At 75.5% G+C, this 20,607-nt stretch carries 22 protein-coding genes; 11 read left to right on the top strand and 11 right to left on the bottom strand.

The genetic code is table 11. The features are described 5' to 3' along the window. Nucleotides 1-212: 212 nt before the first annotated feature. Nucleotides 213-1,241 carry a LacI family DNA-binding transcriptional regulator gene (locus ACWDCZ_RS22790; protein ID WP_387966369.1) on the top strand — a complete coding sequence of 343 codons (1,029 nt, stop codon included), beginning with the start codon at nucleotides 213-215 and terminating at the stop codon, nucleotides 1,239-1,241. A 69-nt stretch (nucleotides 1,242-1,310) separates the two neighbouring features. On the opposite strand, the gene ACWDCZ_RS22785 is transcribed toward ACWDCZ_RS22790, so the two are convergent. The 3 genes from ACWDCZ_RS22785 to ACWDCZ_RS22775 all read right to left on the bottom strand — a co-directional run bounded on the left by ACWDCZ_RS22785 (nucleotide 1,311) and on the right by ACWDCZ_RS22775 (nucleotide 3,031). Further along, nucleotides 1,311-1,829 carry a GNAT family N-acetyltransferase gene (locus tag ACWDCZ_RS22785; RefSeq protein ID WP_049654760.1) on the bottom strand — a complete coding sequence of 173 codons (519 nt, stop codon included), beginning with the start codon at nucleotides 1,827-1,829 and terminating at the stop codon, nucleotides 1,311-1,313. Between the two features lie 119 nt (nucleotides 1,830-1,948). Next, the gene (locus tag ACWDCZ_RS22780; protein WP_387819278.1) at nucleotides 1,949-2,410 is read right to left on the bottom strand and encodes a molybdopterin-dependent oxidoreductase; all 462 of its coding nucleotides are present in this window, start codon (nucleotides 2,408-2,410) and stop codon (nucleotides 1,949-1,951) included. 153 nt (nucleotides 2,411-2,563) lie between these two features. Then, nucleotides 2,564-3,031 (bottom strand): MarR family winged helix-turn-helix transcriptional regulator, encoded by a 468-nt coding sequence (locus ACWDCZ_RS22775; RefSeq protein WP_074002590.1) that lies wholly within the window; start codon nucleotides 3,029-3,031, stop codon nucleotides 2,564-2,566. Between the two features lie 130 nt (nucleotides 3,032-3,161). Between ACWDCZ_RS22775 and ACWDCZ_RS22770 the strand changes: the two genes are divergently transcribed. After that, a complete protein-coding gene (locus ACWDCZ_RS22770) occupies nucleotides 3,162-3,944 on the top strand; it encodes a dioxygenase family protein (protein ID WP_449816823.1) in 783 nt (260 codons plus the stop codon). A gap of 36 nt (nucleotides 3,945-3,980) precedes the next feature. On the opposite strand, the gene ACWDCZ_RS22765 is transcribed toward ACWDCZ_RS22770, so the two are convergent. Continuing rightward, nucleotides 3,981-4,628 carry an NAD(P)-dependent oxidoreductase gene (locus ACWDCZ_RS22765; RefSeq protein WP_049654755.1) on the bottom strand — a complete coding sequence of 216 codons (648 nt, stop codon included), beginning with the start codon at nucleotides 4,626-4,628 and terminating at the stop codon, nucleotides 3,981-3,983. A 193-nt stretch (nucleotides 4,629-4,821) separates the two neighbouring features. On the opposite strand from ACWDCZ_RS22765, the gene ACWDCZ_RS22760 reads away from it, so the two are divergent. Continuing rightward, nucleotides 4,822-5,415 carry a maleylpyruvate isomerase N-terminal domain-containing protein gene (locus tag ACWDCZ_RS22760; RefSeq protein ID WP_449816822.1) on the top strand — a complete coding sequence of 198 codons (594 nt, stop codon included), beginning with the start codon at nucleotides 4,822-4,824 and terminating at the stop codon, nucleotides 5,413-5,415. A gap of 9 nt (nucleotides 5,416-5,424) precedes the next feature. Here the strand turns inward: ACWDCZ_RS22760 and ACWDCZ_RS22755 are convergent, their stop codons facing one another. Genes ACWDCZ_RS22755 through ACWDCZ_RS22745 form a run of 3 tightly spaced genes read right to left on the bottom strand, consistent with a single transcriptional unit; the run spans nucleotide 5,425 to nucleotide 6,816 of the window. Further along, nucleotides 5,425-5,811 (bottom strand): VOC family protein, encoded by a 387-nt coding sequence (locus tag ACWDCZ_RS22755; RefSeq protein WP_049654752.1) that lies wholly within the window; start codon nucleotides 5,809-5,811, stop codon nucleotides 5,425-5,427. Nucleotides 5,812-5,815: 4 nt separating this feature from the next. Further along, the gene (locus ACWDCZ_RS22750; RefSeq protein WP_241852856.1) at nucleotides 5,816-6,361 is read right to left on the bottom strand and encodes a GNAT family N-acetyltransferase; all 546 of its coding nucleotides are present in this window, start codon (nucleotides 6,359-6,361) and stop codon (nucleotides 5,816-5,818) included. Beyond that, nucleotides 6,358-6,816: a group II truncated hemoglobin gene (locus ACWDCZ_RS22745; protein ID WP_049654748.1), complete on the bottom strand. Its 459-nt coding sequence runs from the start codon at nucleotides 6,814-6,816 to the stop codon at nucleotides 6,358-6,360. Before ACWDCZ_RS22745 ends, ACWDCZ_RS22750 begins: the two co-directional genes overlap by 4 nt. Nucleotides 6,817-7,058: 242 nt before the next feature. Here ACWDCZ_RS22745 and ACWDCZ_RS22740 point away from each other — a divergent pair, with 242 nt between their 5' ends. From ACWDCZ_RS22740 to ACWDCZ_RS22730, 3 genes are read left to right on the top strand one after another with little or no spacing between them, the layout of a single operon-like run. Then, complete coding sequence (locus tag ACWDCZ_RS22740) at nucleotides 7,059-7,823, top strand: SDR family NAD(P)-dependent oxidoreductase (RefSeq protein WP_388048642.1); 765 nt, start codon at nucleotides 7,059-7,061, stop codon at nucleotides 7,821-7,823. A 20-nt stretch (nucleotides 7,824-7,843) separates the two neighbouring features. Next, complete coding sequence (locus ACWDCZ_RS22735) at nucleotides 7,844-8,221, top strand: MerR family transcriptional regulator (protein ID WP_449816825.1); 378 nt, start codon at nucleotides 7,844-7,846, stop codon at nucleotides 8,219-8,221. A gap of 51 nt (nucleotides 8,222-8,272) precedes the next feature. Further along, complete coding sequence (locus tag ACWDCZ_RS22730; RefSeq protein ID WP_380774969.1) at nucleotides 8,273-9,808, top strand: AMP-binding protein; 1,536 nt, start codon at nucleotides 8,273-8,275, stop codon at nucleotides 9,806-9,808. An 18-nt stretch (nucleotides 9,809-9,826) separates the two neighbouring features. Here the strand turns inward: ACWDCZ_RS22730 and ACWDCZ_RS22725 are convergent, their stop codons facing one another. After that, complete coding sequence (locus tag ACWDCZ_RS22725) at nucleotides 9,827-10,663, bottom strand: LuxR C-terminal-related transcriptional regulator (RefSeq protein ID WP_375875219.1); 837 nt, start codon at nucleotides 10,661-10,663, stop codon at nucleotides 9,827-9,829. Between the two features lie 147 nt (nucleotides 10,664-10,810). On the opposite strand from ACWDCZ_RS22725, the gene ACWDCZ_RS22720 reads away from it, so the two are divergent. From ACWDCZ_RS22720 to ACWDCZ_RS22710, 3 genes are all read left to right on the top strand, one after another. Continuing rightward, nucleotides 10,811-11,629 (top strand): TIGR03084 family metal-binding protein, encoded by an 819-nt coding sequence (locus ACWDCZ_RS22720; protein WP_449816821.1) that lies wholly within the window; start codon nucleotides 10,811-10,813, stop codon nucleotides 11,627-11,629. A gap of 70 nt (nucleotides 11,630-11,699) precedes the next feature. Further along, a complete protein-coding gene (locus tag ACWDCZ_RS22715) occupies nucleotides 11,700-12,314 on the top strand; it encodes a hypothetical protein (RefSeq protein WP_449816820.1) in 615 nt (204 codons plus the stop codon). An 85-nt stretch (nucleotides 12,315-12,399) separates the two neighbouring features. Next, nucleotides 12,400-12,882 (top strand): hypothetical protein, encoded by a 483-nt coding sequence (locus ACWDCZ_RS22710; protein ID WP_449816819.1) that lies wholly within the window; start codon nucleotides 12,400-12,402, stop codon nucleotides 12,880-12,882. A 57-nt stretch (nucleotides 12,883-12,939) separates the two neighbouring features. On the opposite strand, the gene ACWDCZ_RS22705 is transcribed toward ACWDCZ_RS22710, so the two are convergent. The 3 genes from ACWDCZ_RS22705 to ACWDCZ_RS22695 form a co-directional block, all read right to left on the bottom strand. Continuing rightward, nucleotides 12,940-16,206, bottom strand: a complete 3,267-nt coding sequence (locus ACWDCZ_RS22705) for an error-prone DNA polymerase (RefSeq protein ID WP_449816818.1) — start codon at nucleotides 16,204-16,206, stop codon at nucleotides 12,940-12,942. A gap of 131 nt (nucleotides 16,207-16,337) precedes the next feature. Then, nucleotides 16,338-18,047 (bottom strand): DNA polymerase Y family protein, encoded by a 1,710-nt coding sequence (locus ACWDCZ_RS22700; protein ID WP_449816817.1) that lies wholly within the window; start codon nucleotides 18,045-18,047, stop codon nucleotides 16,338-16,340. Nucleotide 18,048: 1 nt separating this feature from the next. Beyond that, on the bottom strand, nucleotides 18,049-18,684 hold the full coding sequence (locus ACWDCZ_RS22695; RefSeq protein ID WP_079272076.1) for a hypothetical protein: 636 nt from the start codon (nucleotides 18,682-18,684) through the stop codon (nucleotides 18,049-18,051). Nucleotides 18,685-19,067: 383 nt separating this feature from the next. Between ACWDCZ_RS22695 and ACWDCZ_RS22690 the strand changes: the two genes are divergently transcribed. Together ACWDCZ_RS22690 and ACWDCZ_RS22685 are read left to right on the top strand one after the other, a co-directional pair. Continuing rightward, nucleotides 19,068-19,769 carry an ArsR/SmtB family transcription factor gene (locus ACWDCZ_RS22690; protein WP_387966381.1) on the top strand — a complete coding sequence of 234 codons (702 nt, stop codon included), beginning with the start codon at nucleotides 19,068-19,070 and terminating at the stop codon, nucleotides 19,767-19,769. Next, a complete protein-coding gene (locus ACWDCZ_RS22685; RefSeq protein WP_449816816.1) occupies nucleotides 19,766-20,545 on the top strand; it encodes an SRPBCC family protein in 780 nt (259 codons plus the stop codon). Before ACWDCZ_RS22690 ends, ACWDCZ_RS22685 begins: the two co-directional genes overlap by 4 nt. Nucleotides 20,546-20,607 lie beyond the last annotated feature (62 nt).

The following is a 20,607-nucleotide window of genomic DNA, read 5'->3' as shown; positions in this document are numbered from 1 at the left end:
GCCGCCGGGCGCGTGCGCCGGACGGCCCGCCGGTGCGGCGGCGCGCCCATCGGCCTGTTCATCGGCCTGCTCCACGGTCGGCGGCGGCGGGTGCCGCCTGTCCCGCCACCCTCCGGGCGGCCGCGGCCGGGGCGCAACCGCAGAGGGCCGATCGGGCGGGCCCGAGACTCGGCAAAGACGCTGGTCGGAGGGGCTGTGTAGGCTCAACGGTCATGGCGAGGGTGACACGGGACGATGTGGCGCGGGTGGCGGGGACGTCCACGGCGGTCGTGAGTTATGTGATCAACGACGGGCCGCGGCCGGTGGCGGCGGCGACCCGGGCGCGGGTGCTCGCGGCGGTCGAGGAGCTCGGCTACCGGCCGAACCGGGTCGCCCAGGCGATGGCCCGGCGGCGGACCGACCTGCTCGGGATGGTCGTCCCGGACGCCCGCCAGCCCTTCTTCGCCGGGCTCGCGCACGCCGTCGAGCAGGCCGCCGCCGAGCACGGCCGGCTGCTGCTGATCGGCAACTCCGACTACGCCGACGAGCGCGAGGCGCACTACATCCGCGCCTTCCTCGGGATGCAGGTGGACGGTCTGGTCCTGGTCACCCAGGACCCGGCCACCCCCGGGCTGACCGGCTTCGACGTGGCCGACGGCACCCCGGTCGTGCTGCTGCACCACCGGGCGGAGAGCACCGGCGGCGTCGCCGTGGTCGCGGACGACCAGGGCGGCGCCCGCGAGGTGGTCCGCCACCTGCTCGGGCACGGGCACGCCGAGGTGCACTGCTTCGGCGGCACCCTCGCGCTCAGCCCGCACGACCCGGTCACCGGGCGGACGGCCGGCTGGCTCGCCGCGCTGGAGGAGGCCGGGCTGCCCACCGAGGGACGGCTCACCCCGGCGCCGTTCGACCGGGTCCGGGCGCACGCCGAGGCACTCGCCCTGCTCGCCCGTCCCGACCGGCCGTCCGCCGTGTTCTGCACGACGGACGACCAGGCGATCGGCCTGCTGCGGGCCGCCGACGACCTCGGCATCCGGGTGCCGGAGGACCTCGCGGTGGCCGGCTTCGACGACATCGCCGAGGCGGTGATCGCCGGGCCCGCGCTGACCACCGTCACCACGGCGCAGGACGAGATGGCCCGGGCGGCGGTGGAACTGGTCCTCGGCGGGCCGGAGCACCGCGCCCAGGGCGCCCGCACCTTTCCGGCCCAGCTGGTGGTCCGGCGCTCCTGCGGCTGCCCGCCGGGGACGGCACGGGGCTGAGGCCGGGGGGGCGACCCCGGACCGGCCGGGCAGCGGCGCGGGGCTGGTGTCGGGGACGGCGCGGGCGCCTCAGCCTTCGAGCAGTTCGTCCGCGAGCAGGTCCATCAGCAGGTTGTCGTGCCAGGTGCCGTCCGGCCCGCGCTCGTACTGGCGCATGGTGCCGACGGTGCGGAAGCCGACCTTGGTGTAGCAGCGGATCGCGGCGAGGTTGTCCGCGGCCGGGTCGATCACCAGCCGGTGGTAGTGGTGGTCGTGCACCAGGTACCGGGCCATCGTGCGCACGGCGTCGGTGCCCAGGCCCAGGCCGTGCACCGTCGGGTCTAGGTAGAGGTCCATCCCGGCGTGCCGGTACTCGTCGTCGTTGTTGGCGTACCACTGGATGGCGCCGACCACCTTGCCGCCGAGGTCGATCGCGAAGGTCTCGGTGCCGGGCGACTCCAGGTCGTTGGCGACCTCGTCGGCCAGGTCGTCACCGCCACGCCAGCGTTCGAACACCTCGGGCGTGCCGCGGATGGCCGCCAGCGCCGGGATGTCGTCGCCGGTGGCCGGGCGGAGCGTGACCAAGGTGCCGTGCAGAATCGTCCCCATATGGGGCATGTTGGCACGGAAACCCGGCTCCGGCGAGTGTTTTCGACCCGCCGTCCGGCCCCTTCCGGCGTGCGGCCTCGGGGCCGGGGCCGCACGCGCGCGAGGCGGGTGCCCGGGCGTCAGGCGGTGGGGCGCGCCGGGTCGCCGAGCGGGCCGAGCCAGACGGCCGTGACGGCGCTGACGTAGCGGGCGCCGCAGTGGTCGCCGGGGACGACGAGCTGCGGACCGGCGGCGTCCAGCGGGGCGCCGTCCATGCTGGTGGCGAGCAGGATCTCCTGACCGCCGAAGTCCGGATCGATCTCGGCCCAGGAGACCACCGCCCGGTGGCCGTCCGCGCCGGCCACCGAGAGCAGGAAGCGCAGCCGCTGCTTGCGGCCGGAGAAGTCGATCCGGGGCCGGGCCGCGCGCAGCACGTCCAGCAGCGCCGGGCCCTCGTAGCCGTGGCGCTGCTCGCCCGCGGTCCGGCAGTCGAAGCTGACCTCGACCCGGCGGGCGGGGAGGGCTCGCAGCTGCGCCACCGTCAGCTCGGCGGGGCGGTCGAGGTGGCCGTGCAGTCGGACGGTGGGTCTCGCCGGGGTCATGGGTGCTCCCTCCTCCCGGGCCACGGCGCCGCGGCCCGGGAGGAGGAGTACCCGAGCAGCGGCCGGAGCATTCGCAGATGCGATGGATCGGGCGGACTTCCACTCGCAGGTGCGGGCCCTGGGCCCGGGTGGCGGCTGTCGGCGGGGCCGGTCCTACGGGGTCTCGTCCTGGCGCAGCCGGGCGCTGACGGCACCGAGCCCCTCGGCGAGCACCGCGAGCTGCTCGCGGCTGAGCACGTCGATCAGCAGCTCGCGCACCAGGGCGACGTGCCCGGGCGCGGCCTGGCGCAGCGCCTCGCGGCCCTGGTCGGTGAGTTCGGCGATGACGCCGCGCACGTCGCTGGGGCAGGAGCGGCGGGCGACCAGGCCGGCCCGCTCCAGCTGGGTGACCTGGTAGGTCAGGCCGCTCTTGGAGGTGACCAGCCTGTCGGCGAGCTCGGTCATCCGCAGCGAGTCGCCGGGGGCGGCGGACAGGTGCACCAGGATCTCGTACTGCTGGTGGGAGAGTCCGGAGTCGTCCTTGAGCTGGCGTTCCAGCCGCCGGTTCAGCAGGTTGCTCGCGACGACGAAGCCCCGCCAGGCGGCCGCCTCGTCCGGGTCCAGCCAGCGGGGTTCGTTCAGTGTGGACATGGGGTGAAGCCTACTCCTGTTGTTCAAATTCGAACGAAGGTGTACCGTCGGTTCCGTAAAGGTTCAAATTTGAACTACCTGTCGGACTACCTGCCGGTCGAACGGCCCCGAGGAGGACGCCATGAGCACCGCGGCCCCTGAGCGCATGCCCGCCCTGTACCTGTCGCACGGCGCGCCGCCGCTGGCCGACGACCCGGTCTGGCCGGGCGAGCTGGCCGCCTGGTCCGCCGACCTGCCCCGGCCCAAGGCCGTCCTGATGGTCTCCGCCCACTGGGAGGAGGCCCCGCTCGCCCTCGGCGCCGTCACCACCGTCCCGCTGGTCTACGACTTCTGGGGCTTCCCCGAGCACTACTACCGGGTCCGGTACGCCGCCCCCGGCGCGCCGGACCTCGCCGAGCGCGTGCGCAAGCTGCTGCGCGCCCCCGGCACGCCCGTCCAGGACATCCCCGACCGCGGGCTCGACCACGGCGCGTACGTCCCGCTGGTGGAGATGTACCCGGACGCCGACATCCCGGTGCTCCAGGTCTCGCTGCCCACCCTCGACCCGCAGCGGCTGATGGAGATCGGCCGCAAGCTCGCCCCGCTGCGCGACGAGGGCGTGCTGATCGTCGGCAGCGGCTTCTTCACCCACAACCTGCGGGCGCTCAGCAGCGACGGCCGGATCACCTCGGTGATGGCCGAGTTCGACGACTGGGGCCGGCACGCCCTGGAGGCCCACGACCTCGACGCGCTGCTCGACTTCGAGCACAAGGCCCCGGCCGGACGCCTGGCCCACCCGCGCACCGAGCACTTCGCCCCGCTGTTCGTCACCCTCGGCGCCGGCGAGGCCGACCTGGACAGCCAGCGCAGCGTCATCGACGGATTCTGGATGGGCCTGGCCAAGCGCTCGATCCAGCTGGGGTGAACCCCTCACCTTCGAACGCCCCGCCTGCCGGACCCCTCACAGGGAGCAGCAGGTGAACCGCTCGCCGATGTGCTCGGGCTGCTCGATCTCGTCCACCAGGGCGACCGCGTAGTCCGCCACCGAGATCCGGCTCTGCCCCTCGGCATCGGTGAGCAGCTGGTCCAGGCCGGTGCGGTAGCGGCCGGTCCGCTCCCCCGGGCCGATCTCGGCGGCCGGGCTGAGCACCGTCCAGCGCAGGTCGGAGACCGTCCGGTAGTAGTCCAGCGCCGCACCGTGGGCGTGCATGATCTGGAGGAGCGGCTCCGGCAGGCCCGGGGCGTCCCAGACCCGCACGCCCGGCGCGGTCTCCAGGTTGCCCGCCCCGCCGACCGCGATCAGCCTGGGGGCCGCGCCGCCCAGCGTGCGCAGGCCTTCGACCAGGGAGCGGGCGGCGGGCTCGACCAGCGCCTGGTGGCCCGGGCCGTCGCCGCCGCCGACGGCGCTCACCAGGACGTCCCGGCCGGCCGCGACCCGGGCCACGTCCGCCGGGTCCAGCACGTCCGCGCGCTCCACGGCGGCGGCCGCGCCCCGGTAACGGTCCGGGTCCCGGACCACCGCGGTGACCTCGTGCCCGCGCGCCGCCGCCTCCCTGACGACCGCGCTGCCGATGGTGCCGCCGGCTCCGATCACGGCGATTCTGGCCATGGGTACCTGCCTGGGTGCTCGCGGGTGGGGCGGCGTCGGACCGCGGGGCGCTGGATCACAGGGCGCCGGACGCCGGACGCGCCGGACAGGACCGATTATCGGACGAACTCCCGGCGCGAGCCGGGGCACTGGGCCTATCGTGTGACGCCCCGGACGCCCCGGACGCCCCGGACACCCCGTCGAAGGAGTGGTCATGCGCAACGGCGACGCCGTACGAACCGCCCTGGACGCCGCCCTGGCCGTCCTCGCCCCGCACACCGGGAACCGCGACTGGGACGCCCCCGCCGGGCTCCTGGAGTGGAGCTGCCGCGACACCGCCGTCCACATCGCCCACGACCTGCTCGCCTACGCCGGCCAGCTCGCCGCCCGCCCCCGCGACCGCTACCTGCCGCTGGACCTCACCGTCCGGCCCGAGGCCGACCCGGCCCAGGTGCTCACCGTGGTCACCGCCGCCGGACACCTCCTCGCCACCGCCCTGGACGCCGCCCCGCCCGAGCTGCGCGCCTACCACCACGGCCCCTGCGACCCGCTCGGCTTCGCCGCGATGGGCGTCGCCGAGACCCTGCTGCACACCCACGACATCACCCGCGGCCTCGGCCTGCCCTGGCAGCCGCCCGCCGAACCGTGCCGCTTCGCGCTCGACCGGCTCTTCCCGCACGCACCGCGGGAGCCGGATGCCCACCCGGCGGAGGTCCTGCTCTGGTGCACCGGGCGCGGGGAACTGAACGGCCGCCCGCGCAAGTCCTCGTGGACCTGGCGGGCGGCCATGGGCGAGTGGCCGGACTGATCCGACCGGTCAGGCGCTCCCGGTGGCGATCCGCTCGGCCTGGCTGCGCTCGATGCAGAACTCGTTGCCCTCCGGGTCCCCGAGGGTGACCCAGCCCTTGCCGTCCGGGAGGCGGTGGTCCGCCAGCACGGTCGCCCCGAGGGCGACCAGGCGCTCCACCTCCTCGTCCCGGCTGCGGTCCTGCGGCTGGAGGTCGAGGTGGACCCGGTTCTTCGCCGCCTTGCCCTCGGGCACCCGGATGAAGAGCAGCGAGGCGCCGGCGGAGTTCACCACCGCCTCCTCGTCGCACGGGTTGTCGTCCTCGCCCAGGGTGCCGTCCAGCGCCTGCGCCCAGAAGGAGGCCAGGGCGTGCGCGTCGCCGCAATCGATCGTCACATGTCGTACCAGAGATGCCATCCGCCTACTCTGACCTGCGCGGTTCGGGTTCGTCCAGCCATTTGCGGGAGTGCCGGTGGCCGTCCAGCGGAAAGGGCGGGAAGGGCGGGAGCAGTTCCACGAACGGGTAGCCGGCCTTCTCCGCGACCCGGCAGGAGGCGGGGTTGTCCACCTGGTGCAGCAGGTCGATCCGGCGCAGGCCGCCCTCGGCGAAGGTGGCGAAGGCCCAGGCGGTGAGGGCCTCCACCGCGCGCGGGGCCACCCCCCGGCCACGGGCCGGGGCCGCCGTCCAGTACCCCACCTCGGCCGTCTCCCCGCCGGGAGTGGGGTACTTGAGAGCGACGTTGGCGACGAGCTCGGCGCCGTCCAGGACGGCGAAGCTGTACCGGGTGCCCGCCGCCCGGCCCTCCTCCTGGAGGCGCAGCCAGTGCGCGGCCTCCTCGGCGTCGCCGACCGGGGTCCGGGTGAAGCGGCGCAGGGTCGCGTCCCGGTAGGCCTCGATCAGGGCCGGCGCGTCGGCGTCCTCGAAGGGGCGCAGCAGCAGGCCGTCGGCCGTCAGGGCGGCGGTCACTTGAGGCCCTCCCAGCCCCAGCGCGGGGTCGGGCCGGGATCGCCGAGGTCGGTGCCGGCCGGGGAGCCGGAGACGTCCTCGGCGATCCGGGTGCCCCAGTCGAAGTACTCCAGCACCCGGCGGCGCAGCAGTTCGTCCCCGGGCAGCTCCGCGCGGACGGCCTCGGCCATCAGCTCCATCCAGCGCAGCCGCTGCTCCTCGGTGACGGCCAGGCCCAGGTGGGCGCGGAGCAGCGCCTGGTGGCCGCCCAGTCGGTCGGTGTAGCCGGTAGGGCCGCCGAACACCTCGGCCAGCCAGACCGCGACGTGCTCGATGTGGGTGGGGGTGAAGTCGGCGAAGACCGGCGCGAGCAGGGGGTCGGCGAGGGCGCCCCGGTAGAAGGTCCGGCTGAGCCGGCGCAGGACGTCGATGCCGCCGACGGCCTCGTAGAGCGTGCCGGGCCGTTGGTCGTTCATGGCTGTGCTCCCCGTGGGTGAACCGTACGTTGCGACCTTCCTAGCAGCCGGAGGGCCCGGTCGGCGAGGCCCCGGGCCCGCTGTTCGCGCCGGGCTCGGCGGGCGGAGGCCCGGGCTCCCCCGCCCGGGCCCGGGTGGCGGGCGGGGTGGGCCCGGGTGCGCGGTGTCCTGGCGGACCGACCCGACGGCTCCGCCGTTCCCGCTTGACCCTGACGCTGACGGCAGGGTCGGAGGGTGGGCCCATGGACGACGAGAGCGGGACGCGGAGCCGGGTCGTGGTGGTCACGGGGGCCGGGACGGGGATCGGGCGGGAGACGGCGCTGGCCTTCGCCGCCGAGGGGGCGCGGGTGCTGGCGGTGGGGCGGCGGCCGGAGCCGCTGGCCGCGACGGCCGCCGCGTACCCGGCGCTGATCGAGCCGCTGGCCGCGGACGTGACCGGGCCGGGCGCGCCGGAGGAGATCGTCCGGGCGGCACTGGAGCGGTTCGGGCGGCTGGACGTGCTGGTCAACAACGCGGCGATCGTACGGAGCGGGCAGGGGATCGGCGGCTTCGACCGCGCGGGCGTCGAGGCGCTGCTGGCGACCAACCTGGTCGCCCCGGTGCTGCTCGGCCAGGCCGCGGTGCCGGCGCTGAGCGGGAGCCGGGGCGTGGTGGTCAACGTCAGCACCGCCGTCGGGCAGCGCGGCTGGCCGAGCAACTCGGTGTACGCGGCGACCAAGGCGGCGCTGGAGACGGTCACCCGCAGCTGGGCGGTGGAGCTGGCGCCGCGCGGGATCCGGGTGGTGGCGGTGGCGCCCGGGGCGATCGACACCCCGATCGGCGACCACTCCGGGTACGGCCCCGAGCAGCGGGCGGCGATCCGGACGTGGCAGATCGAGCACACCCCGCTGGGCCGGATCGGCCGCCCCGAGGAGGTCGCCTGGGCGATCACCCGACTCGCCTCGCCGCAGGCCTCGTTCGTGACCGGCGTAGTGTTGCCGGTGGACGGCGGCGCGCTGGTGGGCTGACCGGGAGGGGACGGGTGGCGGTGCGGATCGGCGAGCTGGCGGCCCGGACCGGCAGTACCGCGCGCGCTCTGCGGCACTACGAGCAGGCCGGGTTGATCGACTCCGAGCGCGCGCCGAACGGCTACCGCGAGTACGGCGAGCCGGCGGTCGTCCGGGTGCGCAACATCCGTGCGCTGGTGGCCGCCGGGCTCACCCTGGAGGACGTCCGCCCGCTGCTGGGCTGCCTGGACGGGGACGTGCTGGCGGTCCGGCCGTCCGAACAGGTGCTGGGGATCGCCCGGCGGCGGCTGGCGGTGCTGGAGCGCCGGATCGCCGCCCAGACGGAGGCCCGGGACCGGCTGGCGGCGGCGCTGGCGGCGGCCGGGGTGGTGGCGGACGGGGTGAGCGCGGACGGGTGACACCCCCGATCGGGGGTGTGCAGGGGGCGGGTGGGGGAGGACAGTGGCCCCATGCAGATTCCACTCTCCGTGATGGACTTCCTCGACCGGGCCGAGCTGGTCTACGGCGACCGGGTCGGCATCGTCGACGAGCCCGTGCAGCCGGCCGAATCCTGGGGCGAGCTGAGCTACCGCCGGGTCGCCGAACTGGCCCGGGCCCAGGCCGCCGGGCTGGACCGGCTCGGTGTCGGGCCGGGCGAGCGGGTCGCGGTCGTCTCGCACAACTCGGCCCGGCTGCTGACCTCCTTCTTCGGGGTGAGCGGGTACGGCCGGGTGCTGGTGCCGGTGAACTTCCGGCTGAAGGCCGAGGAGGTGTCGTACATCGTCGAGCAGAGCGGCGCCTCCGTGCTGCTGGTCGACCCCGAGGTCGCCGACGCCCTGGACGGGGTGGTGGCCAAGCACAAGTTCGTGCTGGGCGCGGACAGCGACGCCGTGCTGTACGACACCGACGCCACCCCGCGGCGGTACGCGGTGGACGAGAACGACACCGCCACCATCAACTACACCAGCGGAACCACCGCCCGCCCCAAGGGCGTTCAGCTCACCCACCGCAACGTCTGGCTGAACGCGACGCTGATGGCCCTGCACTACGGGGCCGGCGACCGGGACGTCTACCTGCACACCCTGCCGATGTTCCACGCCAACGGCTGGGGCCTGCCGTTCTCGCTCACCGGCCTGGGCGCCCGGCACATCGTGCTGCGCAAGGTGGACGGCGCGGAGATCCTGCGCCGGGTCGAGCGGCACGGGGTGACCTTCCTGTCCGGCGCGCCCGCCGTGGTCCAGATGGTGCTGGACGCGGCCGCCGACTGGGACGGCCCGGTGCCCGGCCGGGACCGGGTGCGGCTGGTGGTGGCCGGCGCCCCGCCGCCGACCTCGGTGATCCAGCAGGTCGAGGAGCAGCTGGGCTGGGAGTTCATGCAGCTCTACGGCCTGACCGAGACCTCCCCGGTGGTCACGGTCAACCGCTCGCGGGCCGAGTGGGACGCACTGCCGGCCGCCGAGCGGGCCGAGAAGCTGGTGCAGGCCGGCTCCCCCGCGCTCGGCACCCGGCTGCGGGTGGACGCGTCCGGCGAGGTGCTGGTGCGCTCCAACACCGTGCTGGACGGCTACTGGCAGCAGCCGGAGGCCTCGGCCGAGGCGCTGCGGGACGGCTGGTTCCACACCGGCGACGGCGGCACCCTCACGGACGGCCTGCTGACCATCTCCGACCGCAAGAAGGACGTCATCATCAGCGGCGGGGAGAACGTCTCCTCGATCGAGGTGGAGGACTGCCTGTACGACCACCCGGCGGTCGCCGAGACGGCGGTGATCGGGGTGCCGCACGAGAAGTGGGGCGAGACGGTGAAGGCGCTGGTGGTGCTCCGGGAGGGCCACGAGGCCGTCACCGAGGCCGAGTTGATCGCGCACTGCAAGCAGCGGCTGGCCGGCTACAAGTCGCCCACCACGGTGGAGTTCCGGGACGCCCTGCCGCGCACCGCCACCGGGAAGCTGCAGAAGTTCCGGCTGCGCGAGCCGTACTGGACCGGGCGGGAGCGCCGGGTCAACTGAGGCCGCGCCGGGGGCCCGTCACCCGACGAGCCCCGACTCCCGCGCCGCGAGGGCGAGTTCGGTCCGGTTGCGGACGCCGAGCTTGTGCATCGCGGACTTGAGGTAGCCCGTCACCGTGTTGCAGGTCAGGCCCAGTCGGGCGGCGATCTCCGGGTTGGTCCGGCCGGTCGCCGCCCAGCGCAGCACCTCGTGCTCGCGCGGGGTCAACGGCGGTACGGGGGCGGCCGTCCGGGGCTTGTCGAAGGGCTTGTCGAAGGGCTTTCCACAGGACTGCTCGCAGGGCTTTCCGCCGGGCCGTTCGCGGCTCCAGGCGGCGGCCCCGGCCAGTGCCCGGGTCGCCGCCTTCGCCAGCGTGCCGACCGCGGAGATCCGCACGTCCCCGAACGGGACGACGGCGCGCAGCGAGGCGTACACCACGCCGTGCACGGTGTCGCCGTCCATCAGCGGGACGGTGAGCATCGCGTACAGGTCCTCGGCGGCCACGGCCGCGTCGTAGTGGTGCGAAATGGTCGTCGCCGCGCGGTAGTCGGGCACCCAGCTGGGCGCGCGTTCGGCGAGCGCCCGGCCGCCGAGGCCGAGTCCGGCCGGGACGGGAACGTCGTGCAGCAGGTCGGCCCGGGTGCCGGCCCAGTGCCGCAGCACCATGCCCTCACTGCCGGGACGGCTGCCGGGCAGCGGCTCGGGCACGCCGACCAGGCCGACGTCGGCGCCGCACTCGGCCACCACCCGGCGGGCGAGGTCGCCGAGCACGGCGTCCCGCACCAGCTCGGCGGCGCGCGCGGCGAGTTCGGGGTCCTCGGGTCGCGCGGCGTCGGCGACGGGGTGCGCAGGATGGGGGTCCGCAGCCCTGGTCATCGCGGAATTGTCACACGCGGTGCGGCCGGTGGCGAGAGTCCTGACGTGCGTGTTTCGTGGAGTGGCGGACGCCGCCGCCGGGCCGGGCGTAGTGTGCGGCCGTAGGCTACCGGCGGGTAGCAACTGCCGTGACCGGAAAGGGAGCCGATGACCGAGCCGAACGCGCCGGGCGACGTGCTGGGCGGCCTGCTGGCGGACCTGCGGGCCGAGAGCGCGGTGCTGGACGACCTGGTCGCCGGGCTGCCGGCCGAGGAGTGGGCCCGCCCGACCCCCGCCGAGGGCTGGACGGTGGCGCACCAGATCGCCCACCTGGCCTGGACCGACGACTGGACGGCCCTGGCCGCGCGCGACCCGGAGGGCTTCGGCGCGTCGCTCGGCGGGCACTTCACCGAGCTGCTGGCGGCCGGCGCCGACCCGGTCGAGGACGGCGCCCGCGCCGGACTGTCCGCCGGGCCCGCGGCGCTCCTCGCCCGCTGGCGGGCCGGGCGGGCGGAGGTGCTGGCCGCGCTCGGCGCCGCTCCGGCCGACGTCCGGCTGCCCTGGTTCGGCCCGCCGATGAAGCCCGCCTCGATGGCGACCGCCCGGCTGATGGAGACCTGGGCGCACGGCCAGGACGTCGCGGACGCGCTCGGCGCCACCCGCGAGCCCACCGACCGGCTGCGGCACATCGCCCACCTGGGGCTGCGCACCCTGGGCTTCGCCTTCACCCTGCACGGACTGCCCGTGCCCGAGCGCCCGGTCCGGCTCGACCTGACCGCGCCCGACGGCGGGTCCTGGTCCATCGGCCCGGTCGGGGCGCGGGACGTGGTGGCCGGCCCCGCCCTGGACTTCTGCCTGCTGGTGACCCAGCGCCGGCACCGGGACGACCTCGCCCTCACCGCCACCGGGCCCGTCGCCACCGCCTGGCTCCCGATCGCCCAGGTCTTCGCCGGGGCGCCGGGCAAGGGACGGCAGCCCGGGGCGTAGGGCGGCGCACCAGGCAAGGGGGGGCGGCCCGGGGCGCGGGCGGACCGCCGGGGTTGGTTGAATGGCGCCCATGGACGACCTGCTCAACCGACTGCCCGCCATCCCCGACCTGCGCGACCGCTGCCGCGCCCTCGCCACGCTCGACGCGATCCTCAGCCCCGACGACTGGGAGGCGCGGTACCACTCCTTCGACGCCTCCTGGGACGAGGGCGAGGAGTTGGCCTCGATGCGCGACGGCGAGGGCGACGACTGGTGCCTGGTCTTCTCCCCCGTCGGCGCCTACGGGCGCGGCTTCGACCACGAGGCGCCCAACGCCCCGGAGCTGCTCGCGGCCGTGCCCGAGGAGTTCCGCCGCTTCGCCGAGGAGCCCGCCTTCGGGGACGAGGACGGGCCGACGGTCACCCGCTGCTTCTGGCGCGCCCACGAGGACGGCGCCTGGCGGGGCGCGGCCGCCGAGCGGGGCGCGGAGGGCCTCTTCGACCTGCCGCTGGACGGCTCGGCCGCCGGGTACCGGGCCTGGGCCACGGAGTACTTCGAGCCGGAGCACGAGCTGGACCTCGCCGCGATCGAGCACGTCCTGGCGCTGCGCCCGCTCACCCCGGCCGTGCTGGCGGCGCTCAACCCGGACATCGACGAGGAGGAGCTCGCCGTCGACCTCGCGGAGATCGGCTACCCCGCCGCCTGACGTATCGTCACATCTGTTGGGCAGTACGGGTACACCACTCCTTCCGGCGATGGGCCGGAGCCTTCCGGGGTGGTGGAATGCCCGCATGATCCGTACACGTGCCATGCGCACCGCACTGTCCTTCACCGCCGCCCTGCTCGCCGTCGGCGGCCTGGCCGCCGCCCCCGCCCAGGCCGCCGTCGCGGCGCCCGCCCCCGTGGTCGCCGGGGCCCAGGTCCGGGCGGCCACCCCGGCCGCCCAGCAGGTGCTCACCTTCCTGGCGGCGTACCGCGACGCCGTGGAGGGCGGGGGCGGCACCGAGAGCCCGCGGCAGGTCCGCGAGCAGTACCTCTCCCCGTACCTGAACTACCGGCTGGACCAGTGGGCGATGCGGAACGACGCCGATCCGGTGTTCCGCGCGCAGAACGTCCCGGCGAGCTGGTCGGCCCAGCAGGTCAAGGAGGAGGAGGGCTACGCCTCCGTCCGGCTGACCGAGTTCTGGAGCGGCGGGGGCAGCCAGGACGTCTGGTACACCGTCCGCCTCACCGACCTGCGGATCTTCGACCTCGGCGACCAGCCCGCCTTCTAGCCGCACCCCGACGCTTCAACGCGCGCCGCCTCACAGGCACACGCCGGCCCGCCCCGCTCAGAGGCCGATCCGGAGCGGGGTGAGCCGGGTGGCGACCAGGTTGGTCGCGCCCCGGTCGCGCTCGACGCGGCCGTGCACCAGCAGCCCGGCCCGGTCCAGGGCGGTGCGGCGCTGGGACTCCCAGACCGGACGGTTGCAGATCACGTTGATCAGCCCGGTCTCGTCCTCCAGACTGAGGAAGAGCACCCCGCCGGCCGTCGGCGGCCGCTGCCGGTGGGTGACCAGGCCGCCGACCACCACCTCCGTTCCCGGTGGCACATCCGGGAGTTGGGCGGCGCTGAGCGCGCCGCCGTGCTCCAGCCTGGCGCGCAGGTGCTGGAGCGGGTGGCTGGTGGCGGAGGTGCCGGTGGCCCACAGGTCGGCGATGGTCTCCTCGACCGGGCTCATGCCGGGCAGCTCCGGCGCCTCGGTCCCGGGGGTGGTGCCGGGGATCAGGCCGTCCGAGATCCCGGCGAACGCCCCTGCGGCCCACAGTGCCTGACGTCTCGTCAGTTCGAAGCAGTCGAATGCCCCCGCCGTCGCCAGTGCCTCCAGGGCGGGCCCGGGCAGGCCGGTGCGGCGGGCGAAGTCCTCCAGGTCGGCGTACGGCTGCCCGGCCACGATCGCCTCGGCCTGCGGGGTGCCGATGCCGCGCACCGTCTCCAGGCCGAGCCGGATCGCCGGCTGCGGGCGTCCGGCGGTCAGCGGCGGTTTCGGGGTCGGCCCCCGGTACGGCTCCAGGGTCGGCCGCGCCCCACTGGCGTTGACGTCCACCCCGCGCACCCGCACGCCGTGCCGCCGGACGTCCGCGACCAGGCTGAGCGGCGAGTAGAAGCCCATCGGCTGGTTGGCCAGCAGGGCGCAGGTGAAGGCCGCCGGGAAGTGGTGCTTCAACCAGGCGCTGGCGTACACCAGGTAGGCGAAGCTGATCGCGTGGCTCTCCGGGAAGCCGTAGTTGGAGAAGGCCTCGATCTTGCCGTAGACGTCCTCCGCCACCTCGGCCGGGATGCCGCGCTCGGCCATCCCGGTGAGCAGCCGCTCGCGCAGCCGGGCGACCCGCTCGTGCGAGCGCTTGGCGCCCATCGCCTGGCGCAGCCGGTCGGCCTCTTCCGGGGTGAACCCGGCGCAGTCGATGGCGAGTTGCATCATCTGCTCCTGGAACAGCGGCACCCCGAGGGTCTTGCCGAGGGCGTTCTCCATCAGCGGGTGCGGGCAGCCGGGCGGTTCCGCCCCGGCGCGGCGGCGCAGGTACGGGTGGACGGAGCCGCCCTGGATCGGGCCGGGGCGGATCAGCGCCACCTCGACCACCAGGTCGTAGAAGTGGTCCGGCTTGAGCCGGGGCAGGGTCGCCATCTGGGCCCGGGACTCGACCTGGAACACCCCGACGGTGTCCGCCCGGCGCAGCATCGCGTACACGCCCTTGTCGTCGTCCGGGATGGTGGCCAGGTCGTAGCGCAGGCCGTGGTGCTCCGCGACCAGGTCGCAGGCGTCGTGCAGGGCGGCGAGCATGCCCAGGCCGAGCAGGTCGATCTTCACCAGCCCGGCGCCGGCGGTGGACTCCTTGTCCCACTGGAGCACGGAGCGCCCGGGCATCCGGGCCCACTCGGTGGGGCAGATCTCGCCGATCGGCTCCTTGGTGAGCACCATGCCGCCCGAGTGGATGCCCAGGTGGCGGGGCAGGCCGTGGAGCTGGGCGGCGAGTCGGAGCACGTCGGCGGGGATGACCGCGTCCGCGCCGGGGGCGGAGCGGAAGTCGGTCTGCCGGCTGAACGCGTCCACCTGCCCCTGCGGGTAGCCGAGCACCCGGGCGGCGTCGCGGATCGCCAGCCGGGGCCGGTAGGTGATCACGTTGGCGACCTGGGCGGCGTGCTCGCGCCCGTAGCGGCGGTAGACGTACTGGATGACCTCCTCGCGGCGGCGGTTCTCGATGTCCAGGTCGATGTCGGGCGGCCCGTCCCGGGCGGTGGAGAGGAAGCGTTCGAACAGCAGCTTGTAGTGGACCGGGTCGACGGCGGTGATCCCGAGGGCGTAGCAGACCGCCGAGTTGGCGGCCGAGCCGCGGCCCTGGCACCAGATGTCCCGGCTCCGGCAGAAGTCCACGATGTCGTGCACGATCAGGAAGTAGCCGGCCAGGTCGAGGTCCTCGATCACGTCCAGCTCCTTGGCGAGCTGACGGCGGGCGGCCGCGTTGCCGGAGCCGAAGCGGGCCGGGCCGCCGGCCGCGACCAGGGCGCGCAGGTGGCCGATCTCGGTCCCGCCCGCGGGGACGGGGAAGCCGGGCAGCTCCGGGTCCAGCCGGGCGAAGTCGAAGGCGCAGGCCCGGCCGAGTTCGACGGTGGCCCGCTGCACCCCGGGGAAGCGGGCCAGCCGGCCGGCCATCTCGCGGCCCGAACGCAGGTGCGCGGTGCCGGCCGCGCTGGTCCAGCCGACCGCGTCCTGGAGGGTGCGGCGCTCGTGCAGGGCGGCGAGGCTCTGCGCGAGGCGGCCCTGGGCGGGGCCGGCGTGGTGGGCGTTGGTGGAGGCGACGACGGGGAGCCGCGCCTTCGCCGCGAGGGCGGCGAGGGCGTCGTTGCGCCGGTCGTCGCCGGGCAGCCACTGGTCGATCAGCTCGACGTGGACGTTCTCCGGGCCGAACGCCTCGGCGAGGGTGCGGAGCCTGCGCTCGGCCTCGCCCTGGTCCGGGCCGTGCCTCCCGGCGAGCGCGGCGGGGACCCGGCCGAGGCGGCAGCCGGTGAGCACCGCCCAGTGGCCGTCGTGCGCACCGGCGAGCGCCCCGAGGTCGTACACCGGGTTGCCCTTGGCGCCGCCGGCCAGCTGGGCGGCGGCGATCGCGGCGGAGAGGCGCCGGTAGCCGGCCGGGTCGCGGGCGAGGACCAGGAGGTGCTCCTCCGTCCCGCCGTCGCGGCCCGTCCCGCCGTCGCGGATCGTCAGCTCGGCGCCGAACACGGTGGCCAGGCCCGTGCCCCGGGCCGCCTCGGCGAGCCGGACGGCGGCGTACAGGCCGTCGTGGTCGGTGATCGCGAGGGTCTCCACGCCGAGCCGGACCGCCTCGGCGACCAGGTCCTCCGGGTCGCTGGCGCCGTCCAGGAAGCTGAAGGCGGAGTGGACGTGCAGTTCGGCCCAGGGGGTGGCGGGCTGCTCCGGTGCGGCGGGCTTCTCCGGTGCGGCGCGTTCGGGAGCCGGGGCGGGGCGGCGCAGCGGGACGACCGTACGGTCCGGCGCCGCGCCGGTCAGCCGGCGGTGCAGCTCGCTCCAGGGGAGCGTGGGGTGGCTGGTGAAGCCCATCGGGGGTTGCCTTCGTCGTTCTCGTGCTCGTCCTGCTCCCCCCTGCTCGCCTACTCGGCCTTCTCGGTCTTCTCGGCCTGCTCCCTTCGGCCCTGCCCTTGCGGGCCTGCTCCGTTCGGGTGCCGGGGCCGCTAGTCGTAGCCGGCCTCCAGGTACCAGGCACCCCCCTCCACGGTGAGCAGCAGCGCCCGGCCGCCCTCCACCACGACCTGGAACCGTGCCCGGCGCCGGGCCAGCGACTGGTCCCACCAGTACTCGACCGCCGGCCAGGGCCCGGTCCAACCGTCCACCCGCTCCTCCCGGCCCCGGACCACGACCAGGGCCGGCCGGGCCGACACCCCCGCCCGGCCATCCACCGTGACCGGCCGCCCGGCCCCGTCCAGCACCCGCACCGGCGCCGGCTCCCGCAGCACCACGGCGGGCCACACCTCCGGCAGCCGCCCCGGCCACGGCGCGTCGGCCGGCACCGCCGCCTCGTACGGCTCGCCCCACGGCACCTTCACCGCCTGCTCGCCCGGGCCGCGCCCGCCGGCCGGCTCGATCCGGCGCAGCCCGGCGTGGCCGAGCACCGCCTGCACCCGGGCGACCGCCCGCTCCACCCGGTCGTCCGCGACGGCCTGGCCCCACAGCGCGAGCTGGCGGCCCTGGTCCGGGGAGAGGCCGTCGGGGGCGAGCCGGAGCAGGGTGAAGCCGGTGTCCTCCCTGCCCTCCCCGTTACCGTCGCCGTCGCCGTCGCCTGTGCCGGTGAAGGTGCCGGTGAAGGTGCCCGCGCCCTGCCAGGCCTGGAGCTGCCAGCGGACCCGCTCGGCCAGCGCCGTCGCGGACAGCCGGCCCTCGTGCCGCCACAGCCGGGAGGCCGTCCGGCCGTCCGCGCAGGCCACCTCGACGGCCACCCGGCGGCAGGTCAGCCCGGCCCCGGCCAGCCGCTGGTGCAGCTGCTCGGCCAGCGCGCGGGCGACGAACACCAGCGGTTCGGCCGACGGCTCCGGCGGGTCGAAGCGCTGCTCGACGGCGAGGTCCGGCTCCTCGTCGCGGGGCACCAGCGGACGCGGCTGCAAGCCGCGGGCCAGCCGGTGCGCGACCGTCCCGGACGGGCCGAAGCGGTCCGCGACCGACTCGGCCGGCAGCGCGGCGAAGGCCCCGACGGTGGGCAGGCCGAGCCGCCCGAGCAGTTCGGCCAGCGCCTCGTCGCCCAGCGCGCTCACCGGGTACGGGGCGAGGAACTCCGCCGTCCGTCCGGCCGGGACCAGCACCCCGGCCCGGGCGGCGAGCACGGCGGCGAACAGGCCGTCGGCGACACCGACCCGGGCCCGGGGGGCGGTGGTGGCCGATGGAGGGGCGGTGGCGGCCGGTGGAGGGGTGGTGGGCTGCCGCTCTTCGACGGCCGGCGCGCCCGGAACGGCGTCCGGGACGAGCGGCTGCCCGAGGGCGTCCGCCACCGCCCTGCCGACCTTGGCGGCCAGTGCCTCCTCGCCGCCGAAGTAGCGGCCCGGGCCCTTCACCGGGATCGCGCACAGGCCCGGGCGGATCACCTCCACCCGGGGCGTGAACGCCTCCACCGCCGCGACCACCGGCTCGAAACGGCGGGTCTCCGCCTCCGGGTCGCGGTCGCGCAACTCCAGCTCCGGGCAGAGCCGTTGGGCCAGCTTGAGCCGCTGCCCCTGCCGCACCCCGGCCGCCCGGGCGCCCTCCGAGCAGGCGAGGATCCGCCCGCCCTCGGTCACCGCGACCGGGTCGTCGCCGGTGACGGCCACCACCGGCCAGTCCGGGCACCAGACCACCAGCACCCGGGGGGTCCTGTCGTCCGCCGTCCCGGATGCCATCGCTGTCTCGGCCGTCACCTCAGACCACCGCCGCCACGCGGGGTGCCATCGGCTCCGCCGCCGGTATCACCGTGGGTTCCGCCACCGGCTGCGGCTGCTCCTGGAGCGGACGCACCGCGCCGTACTCGTCCGGCAGCCAGAGCCGGGCCGTCCGGCCGCGCACCGCCGAGCCGCGGCCCTCGGCCACCACCTCCACCTGTCGGCCGACGAGTTGTCCGTGGCCGTCGCCCAGTCCGAACCAGCGCCCGGAGCGCACCGCCAGCCGCAGTGCCGCGCCCGGCCACGGTCCGGCGACCAGCAGCACGCAGCCGCTGCGCCGCAGCACCGCCGCCAGCCGGGCGGCCAGCTTCGGCGGCACCGGCCCGTCCGGGCGCAGCATGATCAGCTCGACCGCGCCGGCCAGCACCGAGACCACCTCGGCCCAGTGCGGCCCCGGGTCGTCCGCGACCAGCAGCCGGCGCAGGTCCAGCCCGTACCCCTCGGCGGCGGCCAGCCCCAGGTCCGGCAGTCCGACCGCCGCGGCCCAGCCGCCCCCGGTCTCCTTCACCCCGGCGGCGAGCGCCAGCAGCAGCCCGGTGTCCCCGCCCGCCACCGACACCGCCGTCCCCCGGCGCAGCCCGGCCTCGGGCAGCACCTCCCGGAGGGCGGACGGCACCGGCAGCAGCCCCCGCCCCGCCCTCTGCTCCCTGCCCTCCCTCTGTTGCTCCCGTTTTCCCGGCACGGCAGCCGGGGACGCCACCGGGCGGAGCACGGGGCGTGCGGTCTGCTCGGCGGTTGATTCGAAAAAAGGTTCGAAAACGGGCACACCCCCAGGATCGAACATTCGTTCGCAAAGATTCAAGTCCGATCCGTCCACCCCACCCGTCACTCTCCGCTGTCCCGCCTCGGCGGGGCCGCGCGGATCGCGGCGCGGGGCTGCGCACCTCGGCGCGGCCGCCGGAGGCTCCGGCACCGGACGGGCGACACCGTTCGTCCGACCGGACTACCGACAAACCTTCTTTCCTTGACAAATTTTTTTGTCGGATGGATGCTGGAACGGTGCTGGAAGTCGCCGTGATCGAAGAACCCGCCGCGGCCGAGGCCTCGCTGGACCCCCTGCGGTCACGCCTCCTCGCCGCCCTGACCGAGCCCGCCTCGGCCGCCATGCTGGCCGCCCGGCTGGGCCTGCCCCGGCAGAAGGTCAACTACCACCTGAAGGAACTGGAGCGGCACGGCCTCGTCGAACTCGACGAGGAACGCCGCAAGGGCAACGTCACCGAACGGGTGTACCGCGCCACCGCGGCCTCCTACGTGATCTCCCCCAGCGTCCTGGCCGCCGTGAGCCCGGACCCCGCCCGCTCCCCCGACCAGCTCTCCGCCCGCTGGCTGCTGGCGCTCGGCTCCCGGCTGGTGCAGGAGGTCGGGGCCCTGCTGACCGGAGCCTCCCGGGCCCGGCGCCGGGTCGCCAGCTTCGGCATCGACGCGCAGGTGCGGTTCGCCTCCGCCGCCGACCGGGCCGCCTTCGCCGAGGAACTGGCCCAGTCCGTGGCCACCCTCGTCAGCCGCTACCACGACGAGTCCGCCCCCGGGGGCCGCAGCCACCGGGTGATCGTCGGACTCCACCAGATCCCCGCCGCCCAGCCCGGCCCCGGGGCGGAGCAGGACGGGACCGGGGCGGAGCAGGACATGACCGGCACGGAACAGGACGGGACCGGCACGGAACAGGCCGTCACCCGGGCGGACCAGGAGGACCCACGATGACCCACCCGTTCGAGATCGAGCTGGAGACCTCCCTGCCGGCGAGCCCGGAACAGGTCTGGGAGGCGATCGCCACCGGACCGGGGATCGACTCCTGGTTCATGGGCCGCAACGAGCTGGACCCGCGCGAGGGCGGCACCGCCGTCATGGAGACCGGGGGCCACCGCGCGGAGGCGGTCGTCACCGCCTACGAGCCCGGCAAGCGCCTGGCCACCCGTACGGCCACCGGCGAGGACGGCCGGTTCATGGCCTTCGAGTACCTGATCGAGGGCCGGGACGGCGGCGCCACCGTGCTCCGCGTCGTCCACAGTGGCCTGCTCGGTGACGACTGGCAGGACGAGTACGACGCGCTGCGCCGCGGCTGGCCCTTCCACCTCCACACGCTCCGCGAGTACCTCACCCACTTCCCCGGCCGTACCGCCGTCCCCGTCTTCGCCGCCGCACCGTCGGGCGGCCGGACGGAACCGGAGGTCCGGGCCCTCCTCGCCCGCGCCCTGTCGCTGCCGCTCCCGGTCGCCGCGGGCACCCGGGTCCACGGCGAACCGGCGGGCCTGCCGCCGCTGGACGGCGAGGTGGTCTGGGCGGACGACGAGCGCTTCGAGGTCCGCACCGCCGACGGGCTCTACACCTTCCACCACGGCTCCGGCCTGGTGCTGATGTTCCACCACCTCTTCGGCCCGACTCCGGGCGGGGCCGGGGGCGAAGCCGGGACCGGGACCGGGGCCGAGGCCGAGGCCGAGGCCGCCTGGCAGCGGTGGCTGACCGGCGCCCTCACCTGACCTTTCGGGCCTTCGGGCCATCGGACCTTCAGACCTTCAGATCTCCTTGAGACCTCCTTCAG

The sequence above is a fragment of the Kitasatospora sp. NPDC001225 genome (genome assembly GCF_053597855.1).
This window is presented reverse-complemented; position numbering and strand designations above follow the sequence as displayed.